Source organism: Phaeobacter sp. BS52 (genome assembly GCF_045040595.1).
GTDB lineage: Bacteria > Pseudomonadota > Alphaproteobacteria > Rhodobacterales > Rhodobacteraceae > Phaeobacter > Phaeobacter piscinae.
Window position 1 is genome coordinate 956,020 of the sequence record NZ_CP090662.1, and the last position, 20,662, is coordinate 976,681.

A 20,662-nucleotide genomic window follows, 5' to 3' on the forward strand; every position below is an offset into this window, starting at 1 on the left:
CGCCGGACGGCAGGAATCGGTTTATTCCACTCAAAATGGAAACAGTTTGTTCACAGCGAAATCCTGTAGCGTGCAAAACCATCCGGGCCTTCACCTGCAGGTTCAATCGCAATGCTCTCGACGCTGTCGACATAAGCCGCCGCCTTTGGGCCGGTGTCAAACAGCACGGAGGTCTGCGCAAGCGGGGCGAACCGCCAGTTGGCATCCGCCCGCGGGCTGATGGTGCCCTTCTCAACGATATAGCGCACGATCACATCGCGGTTGGTGTCTGGCCCCTCAAAGACAACCGTATCACCCATCGCGCCGGGGAAGGCGCCACCGCCGCCTGCGCGGTAATTGTTGGTGGCGATAATGAACTCCTGCGCGGGGTCGATCGGCGCGCCGTTGAACTCAAGATCGACGATGCGATTGGCGTCAGGATTTTCCAACGCGCCCTTGGGGCCGAACTTCGAAGGCTGCGACAGGTCGATCTGATAGGTCACCCCGTCGATCACGTCAAAGTTGTAGCTGGGAAAGGCCGGGTTGAGCAGCACCTGATCCGCCTCACCGGGGGTGATCTGGTTGAACATGCCAGCAGAGCGTTCCAGCCAGTCCTTGACCTGCGCGCCGGTCACCCGCACCGCACGGGCGGTATTGGGGTAGAGGTAGAGGTCGGCGACATTCTTGATCGCCACATCGCCCTTGGGCACATCGGTGTAATACTCCGCCCCCCCACGACCAGCCGGCCTTGAACGGGGCCGCTGCAGAGAGGATCGGCAGCCCCTCATGTTCAGTGCCTTTCAGCATCTGTTCAATGTACCAGGTCTGGGCAATCGACACGATTTGCACCGACGGGTCATCCGCAACCAGCGCAAAATAGCTGTGCAACGGCGCGTCGGTCTTGCCCACGGCGCGGCGCACATATTGCAGCGTCTCATCATGCTCTTTCTGTGCTGCCGCCAGCACTGCCGGTGCGCTGTCGACCAGGGCAGTGATCGAGCGGTCCTCTTCGCGCCGAGAAATGGGCCGCGCTTCTGATGCATGGCCGACGATGCGCCAGCCAGCACCATCGCGTTCCAGCATCAGATCAATCAGACCCATATGGCTGCCCCAGAACCCGCCCATGGTTGCAGGGGTGCCGTGGATGGTGCCCTTGTCGACATCGACCCCGGCAAAATCCGCATAGGTGGAGGAGGGGAAGACCAGATGCGAATGGCCGGTCATGATCGCATCAATGCCCTCAACCGCCGCCAGCGGGACGGAGGCGTTCTCCATTCCATCAGCTTCCTGCGCGCTGCCAATGCCGGAATGTGAGAGCGCGATAATGATATCGGCCCCTTTTTCCTTCATCTCCGGCACATAGGCGCGGGCGGTTTCCAGAATGTCGCGCGCCTGAACGTTGCCCTCCAGATGGCGGCGGTCCCAGTTCATCACCTGCGGCGGGACAAAGCCAATGAGGCCGATCTTGATCGCATGTGTATTGCCTGCGCCATCGGTCAGCTCGCGCTCCATAATGACGTAAGGCGGCAGCAGGGTTGTGTCGTCGCGCGGCCCGGCGCCGGTGGATTTGGCGACATTGGCACAGACCACCGGGAAATCGGCCCCAGCGAGGGATTTCATCAGGAAATCCAGCCCGTAGTTGAATTCATGGTTGCCCAGCGTCGAGGCATCAAAGCCCACCGCATTCATCGCCTGAATGACCGGATGGGTGTCGCCTTCCTTCATGCCCCGCTCATAGGCGATATAGTCGCCCATCGGATTGCCCTGCAGGAAATCGCCATTGTCCAGCAGCAGTGAATTGGTCGCCTCAGCGCGGATATCGCCGATCAGCGAGGCGGTGCGGGCCAGACCCACCGTATCGCGCGGCTTGTCGGCGTAGTAATCATAGGGAAACACATGCACATGCAGGTCGGTGGTTTCCATCAGGCGCAGATGCACCTGGTTGGAGGCCGCCTGAACAGAAAACGGATGCAGCGCAATCAGACCAGCGCTGCCAGCCAGAAAGGACCGGCGGTCAAGTTGGATAGGCATTTTTCGCTCCCACGTCTTTTTATAATAGACATCCATGCTAGCAGAAAAATGCCCGCCGTCATGTGACAGTTTTGCGCTAACAGGTTCGGCGGCAGCCTGTCGCGTAAAACTACAAAAGCTGTTTTTTATCAGGTGGTTGTGTTCGAATCCTTAAAGGCGTAGCCCCGTTTCGCGCAACATGCCCCGGCGTTTGGCGGCGTAATAGTAGCCGCGTGAATAGTGCTTCACCGCCTGATCATAGCTGCCATCAGACAGAAGCCAGGCCCCGCGCAGATACTTGACCGCGTATTTCAGATTGGTGTCCGCATCCAGAAGATCCTTCGGCCTGCCCCGAAATCCCATGGACCGCGCGGTGGCGGGCAGGATCTGCAACAGCCCGTAATAAGGTCGGTTGATGGCCCAGGGGCGATGCGTGCTCTCGCGGATCGCTAGCCGGTGCACCAGAGGGCGCGGCACCTCGTAATGGTCGGCCCAGAAATTGATCTTACGGCGCAGCTCCGGTGTTTCATTGGGATAAAGCGGCGGCTCCGCCGCGCGGTCGGTTGCGGCGGGGGCATCTCCGCAGGCGGCAAGGGCCAGCGGGCTGAGAAGGAAGGCCAGAGCCGTTCTGCGATCAATCATGGAAACTGCCTGTTAGATCCCCGGTCTGGCCGGGTCGGCGGCAGGTTAGGCGGGGGAGGGGATTTGGGCAAACAGCAGATGTTGGCATCGGCGGATATCCCCCCAGTTGGTGACCGGGGCCAGGCGGCATCGCGCCGCGAGCACTGCTGGCTAAAATTTTAGCCGCTATTCAATTGTGCCGGGCTGCCGGACGCCGCAGGATTTCGACGCGCATGAACCGGGCATCGCCCCGTCCCAACACGGCTCCCGTGCCTGCGGCCCGCTTGGGATGCACATGCAAAGGGGCCGCGAGGGGGAGCCTTCGCGGCTCCGCCAGCGCACTCAGGGCTGAATGATCCTATGTGGATTGTGCCGGGTCAGCTCTGCCGTGATCAGCTCCGGCGGCACCAGATTGCTGATGGCCTCGCCCTTGTGGCGCGGGTTCTCAAAGCTAAACCCCCGCAGCAGCCGCAACAGCAGACGGCGGCGCAATGCGGTTTCTTCCCGGATCAGTTCCTCTTCCATGGTCACCCCCAGATGACTGCATATCGTCGAACACAGATGCGCGGGCACAAGCCCACGGCGGGGTCTGAGACTGGTCGAAACCAGCGAAGATGAGGTTACCAACGCAGAGCTTTATGCGGCGAGTTTGAGGCGATTTTGATCTGTCTGCAGATCGCAGCATCTGAATGGGCACACGAAAAAGGCCGCCCCGGATGGAGCGGCCTTTCTCAATGTCGGATAGATCCAAGGCCGATTAGGCGTTGGTCTCGTCGTCGCTTGCAGCCGGGGCTGCATCGTCGTCGTCGTCCGAAGCGGCAGAGCCGATATCGTCGAACAGCTCGGAGATTTCGAATTCAGCAGCGGCTTCTTCTTCAGCGGCCAGCTCTTGAATCGATTTGCCCGAGGCTTGCAGCTCAGCTTCTTCAGCAGAGCGTGCAACGTTCAGTTTGATCTGAACTTCGACTTCAGGGTGCAGCTTCACAGCAACGCTGTGCAGGCCCAGATCCTTGATCGGCGAAAGCAGAGCGATCTGCTTCTTGTCGACCGAGAACCCTTCTTCGGTGGCTGCGTCTGCGGCGTCACGGGGGGTGACGGAACCGTAGAGCGCGCCCGCGTCAGAAGCGGAGCGAATCACGATGAACTGCTGACCGTCCAGCTTTTCTGCCAGAGCTTCCGCTTCTTTCTTGGTTTCCAGGTTGCGCGCTTCCAGCTGCGCTTTCTGGTCCTCAAAACGAGCGATGTTGTTCTGCGACGCGGTCAGCGCCTTGCCTTGCGGCAGCAGGAAGTTGCGTGCGTAGCCGGGCTTAACGTCCACGACTTCGCCCATTTGACCCAGTTTGGCCACACGTTCCAGAAGGATAACTTGCATGTGCTTATCTCCTTACTTCACGGCGTAGGGCAGCAGGGCGAGGAAGCGGGCGCGCTTGATAGCACGGGCCAGTTCACGCTGCTTCTTTGCCGAAACGGCGGTGATGCGCGAGGGCACAATCTTACCACGTTCGGAAATATAGCGCTGCAGAAGACGGGTGTCTTTGTAGTCGATTTTCGGCGCATTGTCGCCCGAGAACGGGCATACTTTACGACGACGGAAAAACGGTTTGGCTGCCATGGTTTAGCGTCCTTTTCTCAAGCGTTGATCAGCGGCGCTCACGACGCGAGTCGCGCTCATCGCGCTTCTGCATCTGAACCGAGGGGCCGTCTTCATGTGCGTCAACCTTGATGGTCAGAACGCGCATAACGTCATCATGCAGGCGCATCAGACGCTCCATTTCCTGGATCGCCGCTGCGGATGCATCGGTCTTCAGGAAGGAGTAGTGGCCCTTACGATTTTTGTTGATCTTATAGGCCATCGTCTTGACGCCCCAGTACTCGCTGTCGACCAGGCTACCGCCGTTGTCGGACAGAACAGCACCGAAATGTTCGATGAGGCCTTCAGCTTGCGAGTTGGACAGAGTCCTGACGCGCAATCATGACATGCTCGTAGAGTGGCATGTGAACTCCAGTTTGTGTCTAGGCGCATTTCATAGACGGGGCGGTTGATCCTTCCGCTGCCCTGTCACGAGAGTCTGCGCGGATCGAAAATGTCGCGGAAGGAAGCCCCCATATACAGGCTGCCGCCAAAAGGGCAAGTGCCGTTTCCCGGCAGCCCTAGTCTGTGCGGATTTTCGGGGTCAATCACGGGGAGAGGGGCCGGTTCAGCGGATGTGAACCAAGTTTTAGCAAAATCATGCAAGGCTGAAGATGGCCAGAAGATTATGGGTGGATCCAGAGCAGCGACAACGGTTGCCGTTTCCACCAGCCCCGCCTGAACCGCCCACATGATCGGGGCAGCCAGGAAGCCAGGACAGGCAGGACAGGCAGGACAGGCAGGGCAGGCAGGCCCAGAACCAACCTCCGGGGCAACCGTATGGGCGCGACCCGCATTTACCGCAACTCCGCCCCATTTCAGCCTCAATGCTGGCGTCAATCTTGGTTAACAAAGCGTTAACCGGCCAGCCAGACCCAGACCAAAGGCGCAGAAAGCGCCGCAGAAAAGGCAGGACAGACCGACCGCGTTAAGAGTGAGAAGGGACCAGAGATGAGCATCATCGAACCATCCGACATCGGGTTTCAGCCTGCGCATCAGGCTCGATTTGGTCACGCCATGCAGGGCGCGTCGGCTCAATCCTACGTCAGGCAATCTCGTGCCGCGCGCCGATTGGCGGATCTGGCCCGCGCCACACCTTTGAACCTGCAGGTGCAGGCCAATTGGCCGGTCCGCTCCATTTTGCTACGTATTCTTGGCGGGGGGATGGTGCTTGGCTCGACCGGTCTGTGGCTGCTGCCCGACGCCGGGATCGACCCGCAGATGTCGCTGATCCGGATCGGCATTTCCATCGCCTTCCTCTTTGTCGGGCTGATCCTGCTGACCACACATCATCCCGACAGCCAGCCGGAGGCGTGTTTCGATCCGGTCCGGCGCGAACTGCGGATCCTGCGCAAATCCCGCAGTGGTGCCCCCCGCGTTGTCCTGCGCCGCAGCTACGCCAGCCTTGGCGGTGTGCGCCTTTCGGCAAATGCCATTTCGGTGCTCGACAGCGATGGGTCCGTGCTGATGGAGCTGCCGATTGACAGCACCGACACCCGTTTGCGGCTGCGCGATCAGCTCAATGGCGCCTTGCCCATTCTCAGCTGACGGCCGCAGCAGAACCGACCCGACAGGCGGTGTCCCCCGCCGATCTGCTCCGATCAGCTCCCGGTCCAATCCCGGCCGCAATCCATCACAACTGCGCGAGAACCTGCCGCTCTGCACAGATGCAGCTTTGGTTGTTCATCTGAACACAGATAGTGTTGGGTTTTGCGGGCTTCCCTTTCGGGCGAGAAAATCCTCAACTGGGAAGCGATGTTACACGGTCCAATGGAGCCAAGATCATGAAAACCACTCTTCTCGCTGCCGCCCTGATGGGCGCTGCCGCCACCACTGCTTTTGCCGCACCCGAAGCCTATAATCTGGATGCGAGCCACAGCCAGGTGGTGTTCAGCTACAATCACCTTGGGTTCTCGACGACCTACGGCATGTTCTCCGGGTTCGAGGGTGAGATTGCCTTTGATCAGGAAAACCCCGAAGCCTCCAGCGTTTCGGTCTCGATGCCGGCACAATCGATGCTGACCGGCTGGGAAGGGCGGTTTGATCACTTCATGTCGAAGGATTTCTTTGGCGCTGATGACAAGGAGATGATCACCTTCACCTCCACCGGCATCAAGGTGACTGGCGAAAATACCGCTGAAATCACCGGCGATCTCACCCTGAACGGCGTCACCAAATCCGTGGTTCTGGACGCCAAGCTGAACCAGGTTGGTGATCACCCGATGGCGGGCAAGCCCTGGGCCGGTTTCGACGCCACCACCACGCTGCTGCGCTCCGACTACGAGCTGGGCAAATTCGCCCCCTTCGTCAGTGATGAGGTTGACGTGAAAATCTCGGTTGAGGCGATGAAGGCCGAATAAGCCGGATGTCCAACGGCGGGATCACAAGATCCGCCGTCCAACAACTTGAAACCGCTGCCCCGACGGGGTGGCGGTTTTCTGTCGTTAGAGCATGATGGTCCGCTGTGAGCCCTTTGCAGTCGTCCGCCTCTGGTACCTTCTCACATGTGCAGCAAGTCGCGACCCAGCGCCAAGTGGACGCTACCGCTCGGCCACAGCAAAGCAGCTCAGCCGGACATTTCGGACTTTAGCCCGTGCGGCTTTTTGTTTGCGCAGAAAAGACTCCTGGGCTCGGCAACAACGGGGGGATTTACAAGGAGAACCAGAATGCACAATCTCCCCGTAAGCTAACGGTACTTGGGGAATACCAACTTAGGTAAAATAATGACACTCGTACTTATTGCTCAAACAGCAGACGGCCTGTGTGCCGTGGCCGACACCCGAATTTCGACCTCAGAAAAGACGACCGTTGACTACTGTTCAAAGCTGGCTTGTCTGACCGTTAAAACCCATACGTATCTACAAGATGGCAGCGGGTATTATCCCCAAACACGCGAATTTGGTTTTGCCTTTGCTGCGGATTCCGTATTGCTGGCTACCAATATACTCCTGACTGCAAGCGCCGTTTGCAGGAACTTCTTCTCACGCGGAATGATCGGAACGTTGCAGCTCGGCTCAGTTGCCGAAGTCGTTGCAAAAATCGCACGTGACCTGACACTCGCCTATAATCAGAATACAACGGACAAAAACAGAAAGATCGCAGAAATTTGCGTGTTCGGATTCTGCCAGATCGGTAATGAGTTCCAGGCACATGTGCTGTCTCCGGTCGTTGATAGCTCTGGTTCTAGAATGGAGTGCCATCTTCATCGCCCCAACTCTAACGGCGTGGTGATCCTCGGCGACCCGACCGCTAAGCAGGCACTTATGGAAGAAGTTCAAAGGCGAATAGAAAACCAGAGCGAACTGAGCATTACACATCTCGTTGATGCGGTCTGCAAGAACAACGATATCAACGGGGTCGGCGGGGATATTCAAACGCTGCTTGCCGGTGTCAATGAAGTTACAATGCCTCCGACTTTGATCGTTGATGACACCGATGGGTCCGACAGAAGAGTGATTTTTGGTCAGGATATTTCCGAGTTTGACGAATACGGCGGGTTTTCCATCGGAGATCCGGAAGCCGCTCTGCCTCAGCCCTTTACCGGTGACCGAAAATAAGATCAGTATTGTCTTTCACTGGCCCGATCTCGGACTAAAGCAACTCTCTGACCCTCCCCGACTTGTGTGTCGCCTTTTGTTCCAATTGGCAGATTTCCGTTAAGGAAAAACACGTTGCCCCTATAGGCGCTTAAGAGACGCATAGGTCGCTCGCTGCGCAAAGCGGACGCGCTGGGTTGTCTTGGCTGCATCCGCAGCGAACGGCAGCAAGGTCTGCATAGCTGATCAAGACACCCTGTGGATACCCTCATCCACCAGCAGTGTGCCTGCTACAGCCCCCTCAGGGCGCGCGGCTGGCGGTCAGGTCGACGGCGATTGTCACCGCATAGGCCAGCGAGCCTTCGTCCTTTACGCCGCGCCCGATGTTGAAATCCAGCCGGTTCACCTCGGCGCTTCCGGACATCACGGCGGTGTCACCGTTCAGATCCAAGGTGAAGGGCAGGCGCAGTGGCACCTCCTGGTCGCGGATGCGCAGGGTGCCGTCAGCGACATAGCCCTCCGCCAGCTTCTCGATCTCGGCGCGGAACTCGGCGGTGGGATAGCTGGCACTGTCGAAGTAGTCCGGACCCATCGCCTGATCGGTGACCGATCCCAGCATCAGCGAGGGGATCGCCACGGAGACGGTGACCGTGCCTGCCGGGCCAGGGGCGTCTGGCTCCTCAAACGCGATGCTCGCCTGCCATTGGTCGAACTGGCCGCGCACCTCGCTGCCCATCTGCACGATGGCGATGGCCAGCGTACCGTCCTGAACCACCCAGCCGCCAGTGGGCATAGTATCTGTGCCTGCCTCGTGGTCATGGTCATGTCCGTGGGCAGCAGCGGTGTCGGCTCGGCGCGTGGCTATGCGGCGCATAAAGCCCGAAGGCCCCCCCGCCCGCCAGCACCAGACCCCAGATTGCCAGCGCCACCAGAAACGGCAGGGCACCATGGGGGGTCTCGGTCTGGGCGGTAACCTCAGGGGCGCGCCCCGGCAGCATCCGGCGCAGGGTGGCGTCACGGTCGATCACCTCATGCTTCAGCGCACCGGCAATATGCAGCCCCAATGCCACGGCAAGGGTCCAGACAAACAGCCAATGCAGCCCGCCAAACACCGCAGCCACCGCCTCCGATTTCGGCACAAACGGCAGGCTCTGGCCAAAGGGCCACCAGATCGGCGCAAAACCGGTGGTCGCCGCATGGTGGATCCAGCCCGTCAGCGGCGCGGCAACCAGCGCACCGTAAAGCAGCCAATGCACCACCTCCGCCAGAACCGTCTCCGCCCGTCGTTCGGGGTGGAGTGCCACCGGCTTGGGCTGGCTCAACGCCCAGAGAATGCGCAAAAGCGCAGTCAGAAACAGCGCCAGCCCCAGTGTTTTATGCAGCGAGAACAGCAGGGCGGCGCGGGTTAGCGTGGCCTGCGATCCGTCGAAATCGGCGCTCTGGATGTGATGCGCCAGATCATTGGCGAAATATCCCAGCGGAAACACCGCCAGCATCAACAGGGCGGTCAGCCAGTGGAACCCCTTGGCAACGCTGCCATAGTGAAGGGCGGTGTTGTGGCGGGCGACGGGAGAGCTGGCAGGGGAGGACACGTCAGGGAAAACCTTCTCATCGGGAGTGACAGGGTTACCCTATCCCCTCCGCTGTCTGAGACAACACGCATCTCTGTCACCTGATGCACAGGCTTGGTGCATCCGCGCAAGGCTGTGCTTGTACGCAGCGTCACCTGCGTCTAAACCCGGTGCAACGCAGATGTGCAGAGAAGATGAGGTCTCAGATGACAATTGCATTCGTGTTTCCAGGGCAGGGCGCGCAGACCATCGGGATGGGCAAGGCGCTGGCCGAGGCCTATCCGGCAGCCAAAGCGGTCTTTGACGAGGTGGATGCCGCATTGGGAGAGGCGCTGAGCCAACTGATCTGGGAGGGGGACATCGAAACCCTGACCCTCACGCAGAACGCTCAGCCCGCGCTGATGGCCACGTCGCTTGCTGCCATGCGGGCGCTGGAGGCTGAGGGTGTCAGCATCGACAAGGCCACCTTTGTTGCCGGTCACAGTCTTGGCGAATATTCCGCATTGGCCGCAGCTGGCGCGATTTCGGTGGCCGATACGGCGCGGCTCCTGCGCACCCGTGGCCAGGCCATGCAAAGCGCGGTGCCAGTGGGGGAGGGCGCAATGGCCGCCATTCTGGGGCTGGACCTTGAGGCCGTGCGTACCGTCGCGGAGGAGGCTGCACAGGGCGAGGTCTGCCAGGCCGCCAATGACAATGACCCGACCCAGGTGGTGGTCTCCGGCGCTAAGGCTGCCGTGGAACGCGCCGCTGAGATAGCCAAGGAAAAAGGCGCCAAACGGGCGGTGATGCTGCCGGTCTCGGCACCGTTTCATTGCGCGCTGATGCAGCCTGCCGCCGATGTGATGGCCGAGGCGCTGGCAGATGTGGCCATTAAATCCCCCGCCGTGCCGCTGATCGCCAATGTGCGTGCCGATGCGGTGAACGACCCGGATGAGATCCGCAAACTGCTGGTCGAACAGGTCACCGGGTCGGTGCGCTGGCGCGAAAGCGTGCAGACCATGGCCGCCAAAGGGGTGAGTGAGTTCTGGGAAATCGGCGCAGGCAAGGCGCTCTCCGGCATGATCCGCAAGATCGACCGCAGCCTGACCAGCCGTCAGGTTGGCACCGCTGAAGATGTGGCCGCCATCACCGCGGGCTGAACGCGGAATTTCATTAAAATTCCGGCCCGTTTTCTTCGTTAAGAAAACAGCGGATCGCGGGCCGGGGATGCGACAAAGGAAACCATATGTTTGATCTGACTGGCAAATCTGCCCTCATCACCGGCGCGTCCGGCGGCATCGGTGGTGATATCGCCCGCGCGCTGCATGCCGCTGGCGCCACGGTTGGCCTCTCTGGCACCCGTGAAGCCCCCTTGCAGGAGCTCGCCGCCGAACTGGGGGAGCGCGCCCATGTGCTGCCCTGCAACCTCTCCGATGCGGAGGCGGTTGAGGCACTGCCGAAACAGGCCATCGCGGCGATGGGGTCGGTCGATATTCTGGTCAACAACGCTGGCATCACCCGCGACAACCTCTTCATGCGGATGAAGGATGAGGAGTGGCAGAGCGTGCTTGAGGTGAACCTCACCTCCACCATGCGCCTGTGTCGCGGCGTGCTGCGCGGCATGATGAAGGCACGCTGGGGCCGGATCATCAATATCTCCTCCATCGTAGGGGCCACCGGCAATCCAGGTCAGGGCAACTATGCGGCCGCAAAGGCCGGCATGGTTGGCATGTCGAAATCGCTGGCCTATGAGGTCGCCAACCGTGGCATCACTGTGAATGCGGTGGCTCCCGGCTTTATCGCGACCGCCATGACCGACAAGCTGAACGACGCCCAGAAAGACGCGATCCTGACCCAGATCCCCAGCGGACGCATGGGCAATCCTGAGGAAATCGCCTCAGCCGTGTTGTATCTGGCCAGCGCTGAGGCAGGCTATGTCACTGGCACCACGCTGCATGTAAACGGCGGTATGGCGATGCTCTGATCCGGGGCTGATAGCTCTTTGGATGAGGCACCAGAGGCCCGAGTCACTGGCCCGCGTTACTGGCTGGCTCACTGGCTGAGACACCGGCTCTATCGCTGGTCCTGTCATTTGCCCCGTCACCGGGTCCTCCGGCGGCGGGGCTTTTGCGTGCCGTGCCCGCCGCAGCCCGACCTATCTGTGATGCGGATGCCTCAGGGGGGTGTTGATCGCGGGCGGTCTCAGCGGTGATTTGCGGGAGGGATCGGCGTATTTTGCGGTGGGTTTGCGTTCGGGTGTGGCGCGAATGCGGGCAAAACGCCGCTTTGGTAGCTGGTAAATACGGCTGAAACCCGCTGAAAAATAATGTAAAAATCGAGTCTTTGGTCGGTGTGGGATGAAAAATATCGCATACAAGTCTTGCATGTGCCGCCGCCTGTGGCCAAATGCTCACCCTGTTGCCTGAGCCTCAGGTAGCAGGCTTCGGGTCGACGGTCGCAGGGATGCTGCGAAATCGTTTGCCTCTGCGTCGGTCTGTGTTATAGGCGGCGCATATTCGCCATCTGCAGGTCCATGCCGGACCGGCAGGGGCACGTTCCGCTATGCGGGACACGATCGCCCGCATCGGGCACAACCACGCCGCCCCGAGCGGGCAAGGGCAGAACCGGGCGAAGGCCTGACAAACCGGGCGAATGCCTGAAAAGATGAGGAATTGACATGAGCGACGTCGCAGACCGCGTAAAAAAGATCGTTGTGGAACACCTGGGTGTTGAAGAAGACAAAGTGACCGAGAACGCGTCGTTCATCGATGATCTGGGCGCCGACAGCCTGGACACCGTTGAGCTGGTCATGGCCTTCGAAGAAGAATTCGGCATCGAGATCCCCGATGACGCAGCCGAGACCATCCAGACTTTTGGCGATGCGGTGAAGTTCATCAGCGAAGCTTCCTGATCCCACCCAATCGGTGACGATCACAGACGGCGCTTTCCGGGCAGGAAGGCGCCGTTTTGCGTTTGTGGCCGTTTCCGACCCATGCGAGGTCGGGTTTTCTCCTTAGGGGTGATCGATCTCCGTGCTAGCCTTGGCGAAACTGCCGACGACAGGAGGGCATAGCGATGATGATCTACCCCACGATGGAGCTGAAGGACGGGCGCTGCGTGACGCTGGACAAGGGGCGGCTTGATACCGCCATGATCTGGCATGTGGACCCGGTGGCCACCGCTTGCAGCTTTGCGGCCGATGGTGCCGAATGGATGCATCTGACGGATTTTGATGCCATTGAAGGCGACAACCGGAATGCTGAGCTGGTGGAGGAAATCATCCGCACGGCGGGCATTCCCGTGCAGTTGGGCGGCGGCATGCGCAGCCGCGAACATGTTGAACATTGGATCGACAAGGGCGCAGGCCGGGTTGTGGTTGGTACTCTGGCCGCGCAGGATCCGGAGATGGTGCGCATGTTGACCCGTCTCTATCCCGATCAGATCGTACTGGCGGTGGATGTCTGGGAAGGTCAGGTGATGACCGATGGCTGGCGTCAGGCCGGGTCGTTCACGCCCGAAGCCTTTATCGAAGCCTTTGCCGATTGTCCCTTTGCGGGGATCATCATCACCGACATCGAAAGTGATATGAGCGATGTTGAGGCGCAACTGGGGTTGATCGCCGGGCTGGCAGAGAAGGCCCGCACGCCGGTGATCGCCAGCGGCGTGGTGCGCACTGCGGACGATGTGGCGCGGCTGAAATACATTGGCTCGGTCTCCGGTACTCTGGTCGGGCGGGCGCTGTTCCGCAAAACACTGACCCTGACAGAGGCATTGGAAGAGGCCGCTCCCAGCCGTGAACCCGTGGCTGAGTTCCGCTGATCTGATCCGAGCTGAGCAAGGTTCCGGCCGAGACCCAGATAGGACCGGGTCGGGACGGAGCAAGCATCGAGCAAGTACCGACCGGAGATAGCGACAGTATCGGTCGGACCACACGACCGACCCCAAAAAGAAGGCTGCGCAGGCTACTGCGCAGCCTTTCGTCATATTTTGGCGTTACTTCGGGGCCGGAACAACCAGCGCGTCAGGCGCGGTGTGATGGTCCGGGGCAGGGCGTCAGGGCAGAGTGTCAGGGAGAGGGCGCTAGGGCAGGATTCCAGGTTAGGGGCGGAGAACTAGCCGGAAATGGCGCTGCTTGGCTCCAAATCGGGTGACGTGTCGCCGCGCGCGATCCCCCGCTTGGCAGGTGACGTTGCCCGGCGGAATCCAGCCAGTGTTTTCACAACATCTCGGGGTAATCGGTCCTTGAACTGAATGCCAAAATAATTGGCGTTGCACCATTGAATCTGGCCAGACAGGTCAACCTGAGGCGCATCCTTGGGCAGATTCAGCAGGATCATACCCCCGACAGCACAGATTAAATCAGATTTGATCTTTGCACCCTCCTGGCTGATGTCCAGAAGTGTGGCCTCGGCTTCCTCTTCTGCATACAGCAGATGGCAGTCCAGATTGCAGGTATGGCGCTTGCGCCGCCGCTTCAGCGTGGTCATGCGCCGCTCAAACAGGATAAAGCAAAGCGCTCCGAGCGCCACCAGTCCCAGCGAGCCCGCCGCCGCGGTGGTGCTGGAAATCTGCCCAAGCGCGGGCAGGGCGCCTAAATTGCCATCCGTGGTTCCTTTCTTATGGGCGTTCTGGCAGGGCATACGTGCCAGCTCCCGGCGATAGGCCGCCAGGGTTTCGCGGGCGAACAGCTTGACCGACGTCCGCTCCGCCGTGCGCCGATCCTTGATCGACAGAACCCGCAGCAGGCTGCGCTGCTGAGCGATCAGGTGCTGGGTGGCCTTGGACAGCTCATGCAGGTTTTCGTGCTGCATGCCACGCTGCAGCTCCGTCTTGTTGGTATTGGACAAAAACCGTTCCAACTCCTGCACGGCGCGCGAATTGCTGCCGGTGCGCAGGTAGTCCAGCATCTCCTCACTGGCGAGGGTCAGGGTCATCAATTTGTTGAACACCCTGCATTCCCGTGCCGCCAGCGGTTCGGCGCCCAGAAACAAACCGGTGATAATCAAAAGGGCGAACAGCCCCATGCCCCACATGCGCGAAGGGCGGCGGTGTGCCGGTCGCCAGCCCCTTCGCAAATCTGGGTCCAATGACGCGGGGCGTCCCAATAACAACTGTATTTGCACCATTTACGCCTTGCCCCAGAGCCGTAGATCCTGATTTTGCGCCCTGTCTAGGCAGGCGCCACATGTCGCTTCGCAGGTGCCGTTGAGCCGGGATCCCCCGGTGAGCCGCGCCACGAAACACCCTGGGGATACCTGTGCGAGGTTAATTGCAATCTAAGGATGTCATTAAAATAGCGTAAAACCGCCCGACTGTTCCGGCTCTTGCACCTTTGCGCCAATCCAAGCTATTTGGTGACAAATTGCCGAGGCAAAGGAGGGCAAGAAATGCGTCGAGTAGTAGTTACCGGACTGGGCCTGGTCACACCGCTGGCCAGCGGCGTCGAAGAAAGCTGGTCACGGTTGCTGGACGGGCAGTCCGGCGCGGGTCCGATCACGCATTTTGATGCGGTCGAAAGCGGTGTCGCCACCACATATGCCTGCGAAGTGCCGCGCGGCGATGGCTCCGAGGGCAGCTTCAACCCCGATGACTGGGTGGTGAAGAAAGACCAGAAGAAGATTGACGACTTCATCCTCTACGGTATTGCCGCCGCGGATATGGCCGTGCGCGATGCAGGCTGGACGCCCGAGGATGAGGCAAGCCGCCTGCGCACCGGTGTGATGATCGGCTCCGGTATCGGGGGTCTCAGCTCGATCGCGGACACCGCCGTGATGATCAAGGAGAAAGGCCCCCGCCGGGTCTCGCCCTTCTTTATTCCTGGCGCGCTGATCAACCTGATTTCCGGTCAGGTTTCCATCCGCTTTGGCTTCAAGGGGCCGAACCATTCCGTTGTGACCGCCTGTTCGACCGGTGCCCATGCCATTGGCGACGCGGCCCGTCTGATCAAATCCGGCGACGCTGATGTGATGATCGCAGGCGGCGCCGAGGCGGCGATCTGTGAGATTGGCATCGCGGGCTTCAATGCCTGTAAGGCGCTGTCGACCAAACGCGCCGATGACCCCAAAGCGGCCTCGCGCCCCTATGACGCCGACCGCGACGGGTTTGTCATGGGTGAGGGTGCGGGCATCGTTGTGCTGGAAGACTATGAGCACGCCAAGGCCCGTGGCGCGAAGATCTACGCCGAGGTGCTGGGCTATGGTCTTTCCGGCGACGCCTACCACATCACCGCACCGTCTGAAGACGGCGAAGGCGGCGAACGTTCTATGCGGGCGGCGCTGGCCAATGCCGGGCTTGAGCCGAAGGATATCGATTACATCAACGCACATGGCACCTCCACGATGGCCGATACCATTGAACTGGGCGCGGTTGAGCGGATGATGGGCGATGCCGCAGGCAAGGTCACCATGTCCTCCACCAAATCCGCCACCGGCCACCTGTTGGGCGCGGCTGGCGCGATTGAGGCGATCTTCTCCATTCTTGCGATCCGGGATCAGGTGGCACCGCCCACCATCAACCTGGACAATCCCGCAGTGGACACAGCGGTTGACCTTGCCCCCAATGCCAAGCGTGAGCGCGAGATCAACGTGGCCCTGTCGAACTCCTTCGGCTTCGGCGGCACCAATGCGTCGGTCCTGTTCGGAAAGCCTGAGTGATGTGGCGCAGCCTCGCCTCTAATATGCTGACGGTCCTGGTGGTGATGCTGTTCCTTCTGGGCGGTGTCATCCTCTGGGGGCAGTCGCAATATACCTCGGAAGGTCCGCTGGAGAGCGCAATTTGCCTGCGGGTGCCGTCTGGCTCCAACATGTCGCGGGTCAGCCGTGATCTGGAAACCCAGGGTGCCATCAATTCTGGCCCGCTGTTTCGGGTTGGGGTGCGCTACGCCGAAAAAACCGGTGAGCTGAAGGCCAAGCAGCTATCTGGTGCCAGCTGGCGCCTCGATGGAGGCCATCGTGGATCAGATCACCCGTGGCGGCGCCAGCAGCTGCGGCACGGAGATCGTCTATCGCGTCGGCGTCACCCGCGTGCTGGCAGAGGTGCGCGAACTGGATCCGGCCACCAACCGCTTTGTTGAGCGCGCGGAATTTGTGCCCGGCGTTGATGAGGTGCCTGCCGTCTACGACGAGAAGAAAGCCGACGCCGACACCCGCTACCGCATTGCGCTGGCGGAAGGGGTCACCAGCTGGCAGGTGGTGGAATCTCTGAAGGCGATGGATATCCTTGAAGGCGAGCCAGGCGATCGCCCTGCGGAAGGGATGCTGGCACCGGACAGCTATGAGGTCTCCCCCGGGGACAACCGTGCTGAGATCCTGGCCGAGATGCAGGAACGTCAGGTGCTGCGGATCAATGCCGCCTGGGAGAGCCGCTCGGACCGCGCGGCGGTCACCAGCCCGGAGGAGATGCTGATCCTTGCCTCGATCATCGAGAAGGAAACCGGCGTCGCCGAAGAACGCCGTCAGGTGGCCTCAGTCTTTACCAACCGTCTCAATCGCGGCATGCGGCTGCAGACGGACCCAACGGTGATCTATGGCGTGACCAAGGGGGAGGGCGTGCTGGGCCGTGGGCTGCGCCAGAGCGAGCTGCGCCGCGCCACCCCCTGGAACACCTATGTGATCGAAGGGCTGCCGCCGACCCCCATCGCCAATCCTGGCATGGCCAGCCTGGAGGCTGCGGTGGATCCCGATCAGGGTGACTATCTGTTCTTTGTTGCGGATGGGACTGGCGGTCATGCCTTTGCCGTCACCCTGGAAGAGCACAACCGCAATGTTGCCAAATGGCGCGAGATCGAAGCCGAGCGCAACAGCAACTGATCGCAACAACAGCATAAACCAGATCTGGAAAGGGACGCTTTGGCGTCCCTTTTTTCGTGCGCGCATCCGTTAACTCCATCGTAGGGAAGTCGGGCATTTCCTTAATAAATTCGGCAGTTTGCGTCCGATACTTCAGGTGGTGAATTTTGACTTTTGCGCTGCTTTATGCCATGCTCTCGGGGCAGCTGGAAAACTGACTGATCTGCCATGCAGGAGCCTCATCTGGGGCTGCGCATCTGGCTGGATCCGTGGTTTTGCGGATGGAGGTCCCATCACTATGAGGCCCCAACCATGAGCAGTTACACACCGGAAAATCGGCTGGCAAAAACCGCCGATCTTCTGTTCTCACTCCACAGCTCCATCGAACGGCTCCGGCAGGAGGCAGAGCAGATGCTCGAACGTCTTGCCTGCGATGCAGAGGAGGGCAGCAGCACCCCGCGCATCGCCAAATTGGAAAGCCTGATCCGTGACAGCCAGAAAGTGGAGAAAGCCCTTGTCGAACAAAGTGAACAGCATCAGGCCGCAGCCGGTCTCGACACCAACGCGGCGCGCAGCGAAATCGAAAACCGATTGGCTCGCCTGCGCGCCAGCCTCGACGCAGACGATGTTTCTGGACCGGCTCAGCGACCATGACCTCTGTGCGATGCCCTATCTCTTTGATCTCTGGGCGCTGCCACATCAGCTGCCAGCCGGCAGGCGACTGGCGCAGCTGGGTCATTCTTGGTGGACGGGGGGCGGGAAAAACCCGCGCCGGTGCCGAATGGGTGCGCACGCTGGCCGAAGGGGCAACACCCCTGTCCGCTGGTCGCGCCCGCCGCATCGCGCTCCTCGGAGAGACCTATGATCAGGTGCGCGATGTCATGGTACAGGGCGACAGCGGCCTCCTTGCCTGCACGCCCCCCGATCGGCGTCCGACGTGGAAAGCCACCGAACGACGGCTGATCTGGCCCAACGGGGCCACCGCACAGGCGTTTTCAGCCCATGACCCCGAGGCACTGCGCGGCCCGCAGTTCGATGCGGCCTGGGCGGATGAGCTGGCGAAATGGAAACGCGGGCAGGACGGTTGGGACATGCTGCAATTTGCCCTGCGCCTTGGCACCGATCCGCGCGTCTGCGTCACCACAACGCCGCGCAATGTGGGCGTGCTGCGCGACCTCCTCGCCAGCCCTTCCACGGCGCAGACCCATGCCGCAACGGAGGCCAACCGCGCCAATCTCGCTGCCTCCTTTCTGGCAGAGGTGCGCAATCGCTATGCCGGGTCCCGCCTTGGTCGGCAGGAGCTGGATGGCATCCTCTTGCAGGATGTCGAGGGCGCGCTTTGGTCCAATGCCGGGTTGGCTGCCGCGCAGATCGCAAAGACCCCAACACTGGACCGGGTGGTGGTGGCGGTGGACCCGGCGGTGAGCGCGGGCAAACATTCCGACGCCTGTGGCATCATTGTGGTGGGCGCAACCCTGCAGGGCCCGCCACAGGACTGGTGCGCCTATGTGCTGGCCGATTGCACGGTGCAGGGCGTCGGCCCGCTCACTTGGGCGCAGGCTGCCATTGATGCCCGCGACCGCTATGGCGCCGACCGGGTGGTGGCGGAGGTCAATCAGGGCGGCGCGCTGGTCGAAAGCCTGCTGCGCCAGATTGATCCGCTGGTGCCCTTCACAGCGCTGCACGCCAGCCGGGGCAAGGGGGCGCGGGCGGAACCGGTGGCGGCACTCTATGAACAGGGGCGGGTGCGTCATCTGCCGGGCTTGGGCGCGCTGGAGGACCAGCTTTGCCAGATGACCCCGCGCGGCTATCTGGGGCAGGGTTCTCCCGACCGGCTGGATGCGCTGGTCTGGGCGGTGCAGGAACTGATCCTGACCCCGGCCAACCGCCACCGAATGCCCCGCGCCCGCATGTTGTGAGCTGACCACACCACGGCCGACACCCCCAGAAACGCCCGCAGTGATGCGGGCGTTTTTCGTTTCACTGCAAGCGTTTGGTCCGGGTGTTGCGTGCCCTGCGCGCGCCTCGCTCAAATCTTATTCAATTCCAGCCGTCATAAAGGATTGCAGCAAACAGGGGGCAGGATTTGCCCGGTCCCGCAAATTCAAGCAAAGGAGTGGCCCATGGTCTTTGACCTCCTGCGGCGCAAGCAACAGCCCGTCGAAACCAAGACAAGCGCCGCCGCCCGCGTGGTGGCCTGGCATGGCAGCACCGGTGGCACAGGCTGGAGCCCGCGCGACAGCAGTTCACTGACCCGCAGCGGCTTTGCTTAAGCAATCCGGTGGGCTACCGCGCCGTCAAGATGATCATTGAGGCCGCCGCCGCGCTGCCGCTTGTGTTGCAGGATGGCACACAGCGCTACGACAGCCACCCGCTGCTGACGCTGCTGGCCCGGCCCAATGCCGCCCAGGGCCGCGCCGAGCTGCTGGAGGCGCTGTTTGGTCATCTCCTGCTTTCCGGCAACGCTTATATAGAGGCGGTCTGCGACCCGGATGCAGGCGCCGCGCTCCCGGTTGAACTGCACGTGCTGCGTCCCGACCGGATGACTGTGGTGCCCGGCAGCGACGGCTGGCCTGTGGCCTATGATTACAGCGTGTCGGGGCGCAAACATCGTTTTGATGTGACCCTGGCCTGCGCGCCGATCTGCCATCTGCGCAGTTTCCATCCGCAGGATGACCACTACGGGTTGTCCCCGATGCAGGCCGCGGCCATGGCGGTGGATGTTCACACCTCCGCTTCGCGCTGGTCGAAGGCGCTTTTGGACAATGCAGCCCGCCCCTCGGGCGCGCTGGTATGGACCGGCAGCGACGGTCAGGGGCTGATGGCGGAGAATCAGTTTCGCCGCCTAAGTGACGAAATCGAAATGAATTTTCAGGGCGCGCGCAACGCCGGTCGTCCGATGGTGCTGGAAGGCGGGCTGGATTGGAAACCGATGGGTTTCTCGCCGTCGGATATGGAGTTTCACCAGACCAAGGACGCCGCCGCCCGCGAAATTGCGCTCGCGCTTGGGGTGCCACCGATGCTGCTGGGACTGCCCGGCGATGCCACCTACGCCAATTACCAAGAGGCCAATCGCGCCTTTTATCGTCTCACCGTCCTGCCGCTGGTGACCCGCGTGGCGGCAAGCCTGTCGGACTGGCTGTCGCGCTATCAGGGCGCTGCGGTCACCCTGAAGCCCGACCTTGATCAGGTGTCTGCGTTGGCCTCCGAACGCGAGGCGCAGTGGCGCCGTGTGGCCAGCGCCGATTTCCTGACCGTGGCAGAGAAACGCCACCTTCTGGGCCTGCCGCCACAAGAGGAAGGGGACCGCGATGACTGAGATCCCGATCCCACCGTTTGAATGCTCTCCGGGGCTGCGGCTCTCCGCTCATGAACGCATCGCTGAAATCCAGCAGGAGGCGATGAACCGTCGGCTCGAACGGCTGGAGATGATGATGGAGCGGATGGAGAAACGGCTCTGGCTCACTGTCTACGGTGTTGCTGCGGTCATTCTGGCACAGGCGTTCCAGTCCTTTCTGGTGGTCCAGTAAATCACATGAATTCAATGAG

15 protein-coding genes and 6 pseudogenes are annotated in these 20,662 nt (G+C 61.1%); 13 read left to right on the plus strand and 8 right to left on the minus strand.

Features of this window, described 5'->3' with window-relative positions:
* Window positions 1-50: 50 nt before the first annotated feature.
* The 6 genes and pseudogenes from L0Z65_RS04725 to rpsF all read right to left on the minus strand — a co-directional run bounded on the left by L0Z65_RS04725 (window position 51) and on the right by rpsF (window position 4,605).
* Window positions 51-2,010, minus strand: a pseudogene (locus L0Z65_RS04725) (bifunctional 2',3'-cyclic-nucleotide 2'-phosphodiesterase/3'-nucleotidase).
* 150 nt (window positions 2,011-2,160) lie between these two features.
* The gene (locus L0Z65_RS04730; protein WP_405111233.1) at window positions 2,161-2,631 is read right to left on the minus strand and encodes a transglycosylase SLT domain-containing protein; all 471 of its coding nucleotides are present in this window, start codon (window positions 2,629-2,631) and stop codon (window positions 2,161-2,163) included.
* 321 nt (window positions 2,632-2,952) lie between these two features.
* Window positions 2,953-3,135: a hypothetical protein gene (locus tag L0Z65_RS04735; protein WP_040169456.1), complete on the minus strand. Its 183-nt coding sequence runs from the start codon at window positions 3,133-3,135 to the stop codon at window positions 2,953-2,955.
* A 232-nt stretch (window positions 3,136-3,367) separates the two neighbouring features.
* Window positions 3,368-3,982, minus strand: coding sequence for a 50S ribosomal protein L9 (rplI, locus tag L0Z65_RS04740; protein ID WP_040169455.1), 615 nt, complete (start codon window positions 3,980-3,982; stop codon window positions 3,368-3,370).
* 12 nt (window positions 3,983-3,994) lie between these two features.
* Window positions 3,995-4,222 (minus strand): 30S ribosomal protein S18, encoded by a 228-nt coding sequence (gene rpsR / locus L0Z65_RS04745; RefSeq protein WP_005982441.1) that lies wholly within the window; start codon window positions 4,220-4,222, stop codon window positions 3,995-3,997.
* A gap of 28 nt (window positions 4,223-4,250) precedes the next feature.
* Window positions 4,251-4,605 (minus strand): annotated as a pseudogene (rpsF, locus tag L0Z65_RS04750) (30S ribosomal protein S6).
* Between the two features lie 586 nt (window positions 4,606-5,191).
* Here rpsF and L0Z65_RS04755 point away from each other — a divergent pair.
* The 3 genes from L0Z65_RS04755 (at window position 5,192) to L0Z65_RS04765 (ending at window position 7,797) form a co-directional block, all read left to right on the plus strand.
* Window positions 5,192-5,788: a hypothetical protein gene (locus tag L0Z65_RS04755; RefSeq protein WP_096871443.1), complete on the plus strand. Its 597-nt coding sequence runs from the start codon at window positions 5,192-5,194 to the stop codon at window positions 5,786-5,788.
* 236 nt (window positions 5,789-6,024) lie between these two features.
* On the plus strand, window positions 6,025-6,600 hold the full coding sequence (locus L0Z65_RS04760) for a YceI family protein (protein WP_102896859.1): 576 nt from the start codon (window positions 6,025-6,027) through the stop codon (window positions 6,598-6,600).
* A gap of 363 nt (window positions 6,601-6,963) precedes the next feature.
* Window positions 6,964-7,797, plus strand: coding sequence for a hypothetical protein (locus tag L0Z65_RS04765; RefSeq protein ID WP_405111243.1), 834 nt, complete (start codon window positions 6,964-6,966; stop codon window positions 7,795-7,797).
* Window positions 7,798-8,077: 280 nt separating this feature from the next.
* On the opposite strand, the pseudogene L0Z65_RS04770 reads toward L0Z65_RS04765, so the two are convergent.
* A pseudogene (locus tag L0Z65_RS04770) lies at window positions 8,078-9,368 on the minus strand (cytochrome b/b6 domain-containing protein).
* 185 nt (window positions 9,369-9,553) lie between these two features.
* On the opposite strand from L0Z65_RS04770, the gene fabD reads away from it, so the two are divergent.
* The 4 genes from fabD to L0Z65_RS04790 all read left to right on the plus strand — a co-directional run bounded on the left by fabD (window position 9,554) and on the right by L0Z65_RS04790 (window position 13,145).
* Complete coding sequence (gene fabD / locus L0Z65_RS04775; RefSeq protein ID WP_405111246.1) at window positions 9,554-10,486, plus strand: ACP S-malonyltransferase; 933 nt, start codon at window positions 9,554-9,556, stop codon at window positions 10,484-10,486.
* 86 nt (window positions 10,487-10,572) lie between these two features.
* The gene (gene fabG, locus L0Z65_RS04780; protein ID WP_040169440.1) at window positions 10,573-11,310 is read left to right on the plus strand and encodes a 3-oxoacyl-ACP reductase FabG; all 738 of its coding nucleotides are present in this window, start codon (window positions 10,573-10,575) and stop codon (window positions 11,308-11,310) included.
* Window positions 11,311-12,003: 693 nt separating this feature from the next.
* Complete coding sequence (locus L0Z65_RS04785; RefSeq protein ID WP_005982462.1) at window positions 12,004-12,237, plus strand: acyl carrier protein; 234 nt, start codon at window positions 12,004-12,006, stop codon at window positions 12,235-12,237.
* 164 nt (window positions 12,238-12,401) lie between these two features.
* Complete coding sequence (locus L0Z65_RS04790) at window positions 12,402-13,145, plus strand: HisA/HisF-related TIM barrel protein (protein ID WP_096871438.1); 744 nt, start codon at window positions 12,402-12,404, stop codon at window positions 13,143-13,145.
* A gap of 293 nt (window positions 13,146-13,438) precedes the next feature.
* On the opposite strand, the gene L0Z65_RS04795 is transcribed toward L0Z65_RS04790, so the two are convergent.
* Window positions 13,439-14,350 (minus strand): PilZ domain-containing protein, encoded by a 912-nt coding sequence (locus L0Z65_RS04795; RefSeq protein ID WP_405111251.1) that lies wholly within the window; start codon window positions 14,348-14,350, stop codon window positions 13,439-13,441.
* A gap of 363 nt (window positions 14,351-14,713) precedes the next feature.
* Between L0Z65_RS04795 and fabF the strand changes: the two genes are divergently transcribed.
* The 6 genes and pseudogenes from fabF (at window position 14,714) to L0Z65_RS04825 (ending at window position 20,643) form a co-directional block, all read left to right on the plus strand.
* Complete coding sequence (gene fabF, locus L0Z65_RS04800) at window positions 14,714-15,979, plus strand: beta-ketoacyl-ACP synthase II (RefSeq protein ID WP_405111254.1); 1,266 nt, start codon at window positions 14,714-14,716, stop codon at window positions 15,977-15,979.
* Window positions 15,979-17,134: pseudogene (gene mltG, locus L0Z65_RS04805) on the plus strand (endolytic transglycosylase MltG). The gene fabF and the pseudogene mltG overlap by 1 nt, the downstream one beginning before the upstream one ends.
* Before the next feature lie 291 nt (window positions 17,135-17,425).
* Entirely contained in the window at window positions 17,426-17,767 is a 342-nt protein-coding gene (locus L0Z65_RS04810) for a recombinase (RefSeq protein WP_405111257.1), read from the plus strand.
* Window positions 17,739-19,032 (plus strand): annotated as a pseudogene (locus L0Z65_RS04815) (DNA-packaging protein). The gene L0Z65_RS04810 and the pseudogene L0Z65_RS04815 overlap by 29 nt, the downstream one beginning before the upstream one ends.
* Before the next feature lie 204 nt (window positions 19,033-19,236).
* Window positions 19,237-20,432, plus strand: a pseudogene (locus L0Z65_RS04820) (phage portal protein).
* Window positions 20,425-20,643, plus strand: a complete 219-nt coding sequence (locus L0Z65_RS04825; RefSeq protein WP_405111260.1) for a hypothetical protein — start codon at window positions 20,425-20,427, stop codon at window positions 20,641-20,643. The pseudogene L0Z65_RS04820 and the gene L0Z65_RS04825 overlap by 8 nt, the downstream one beginning before the upstream one ends.
* The last annotated feature ends 19 nt before the right edge of the window (window positions 20,644-20,662 follow it).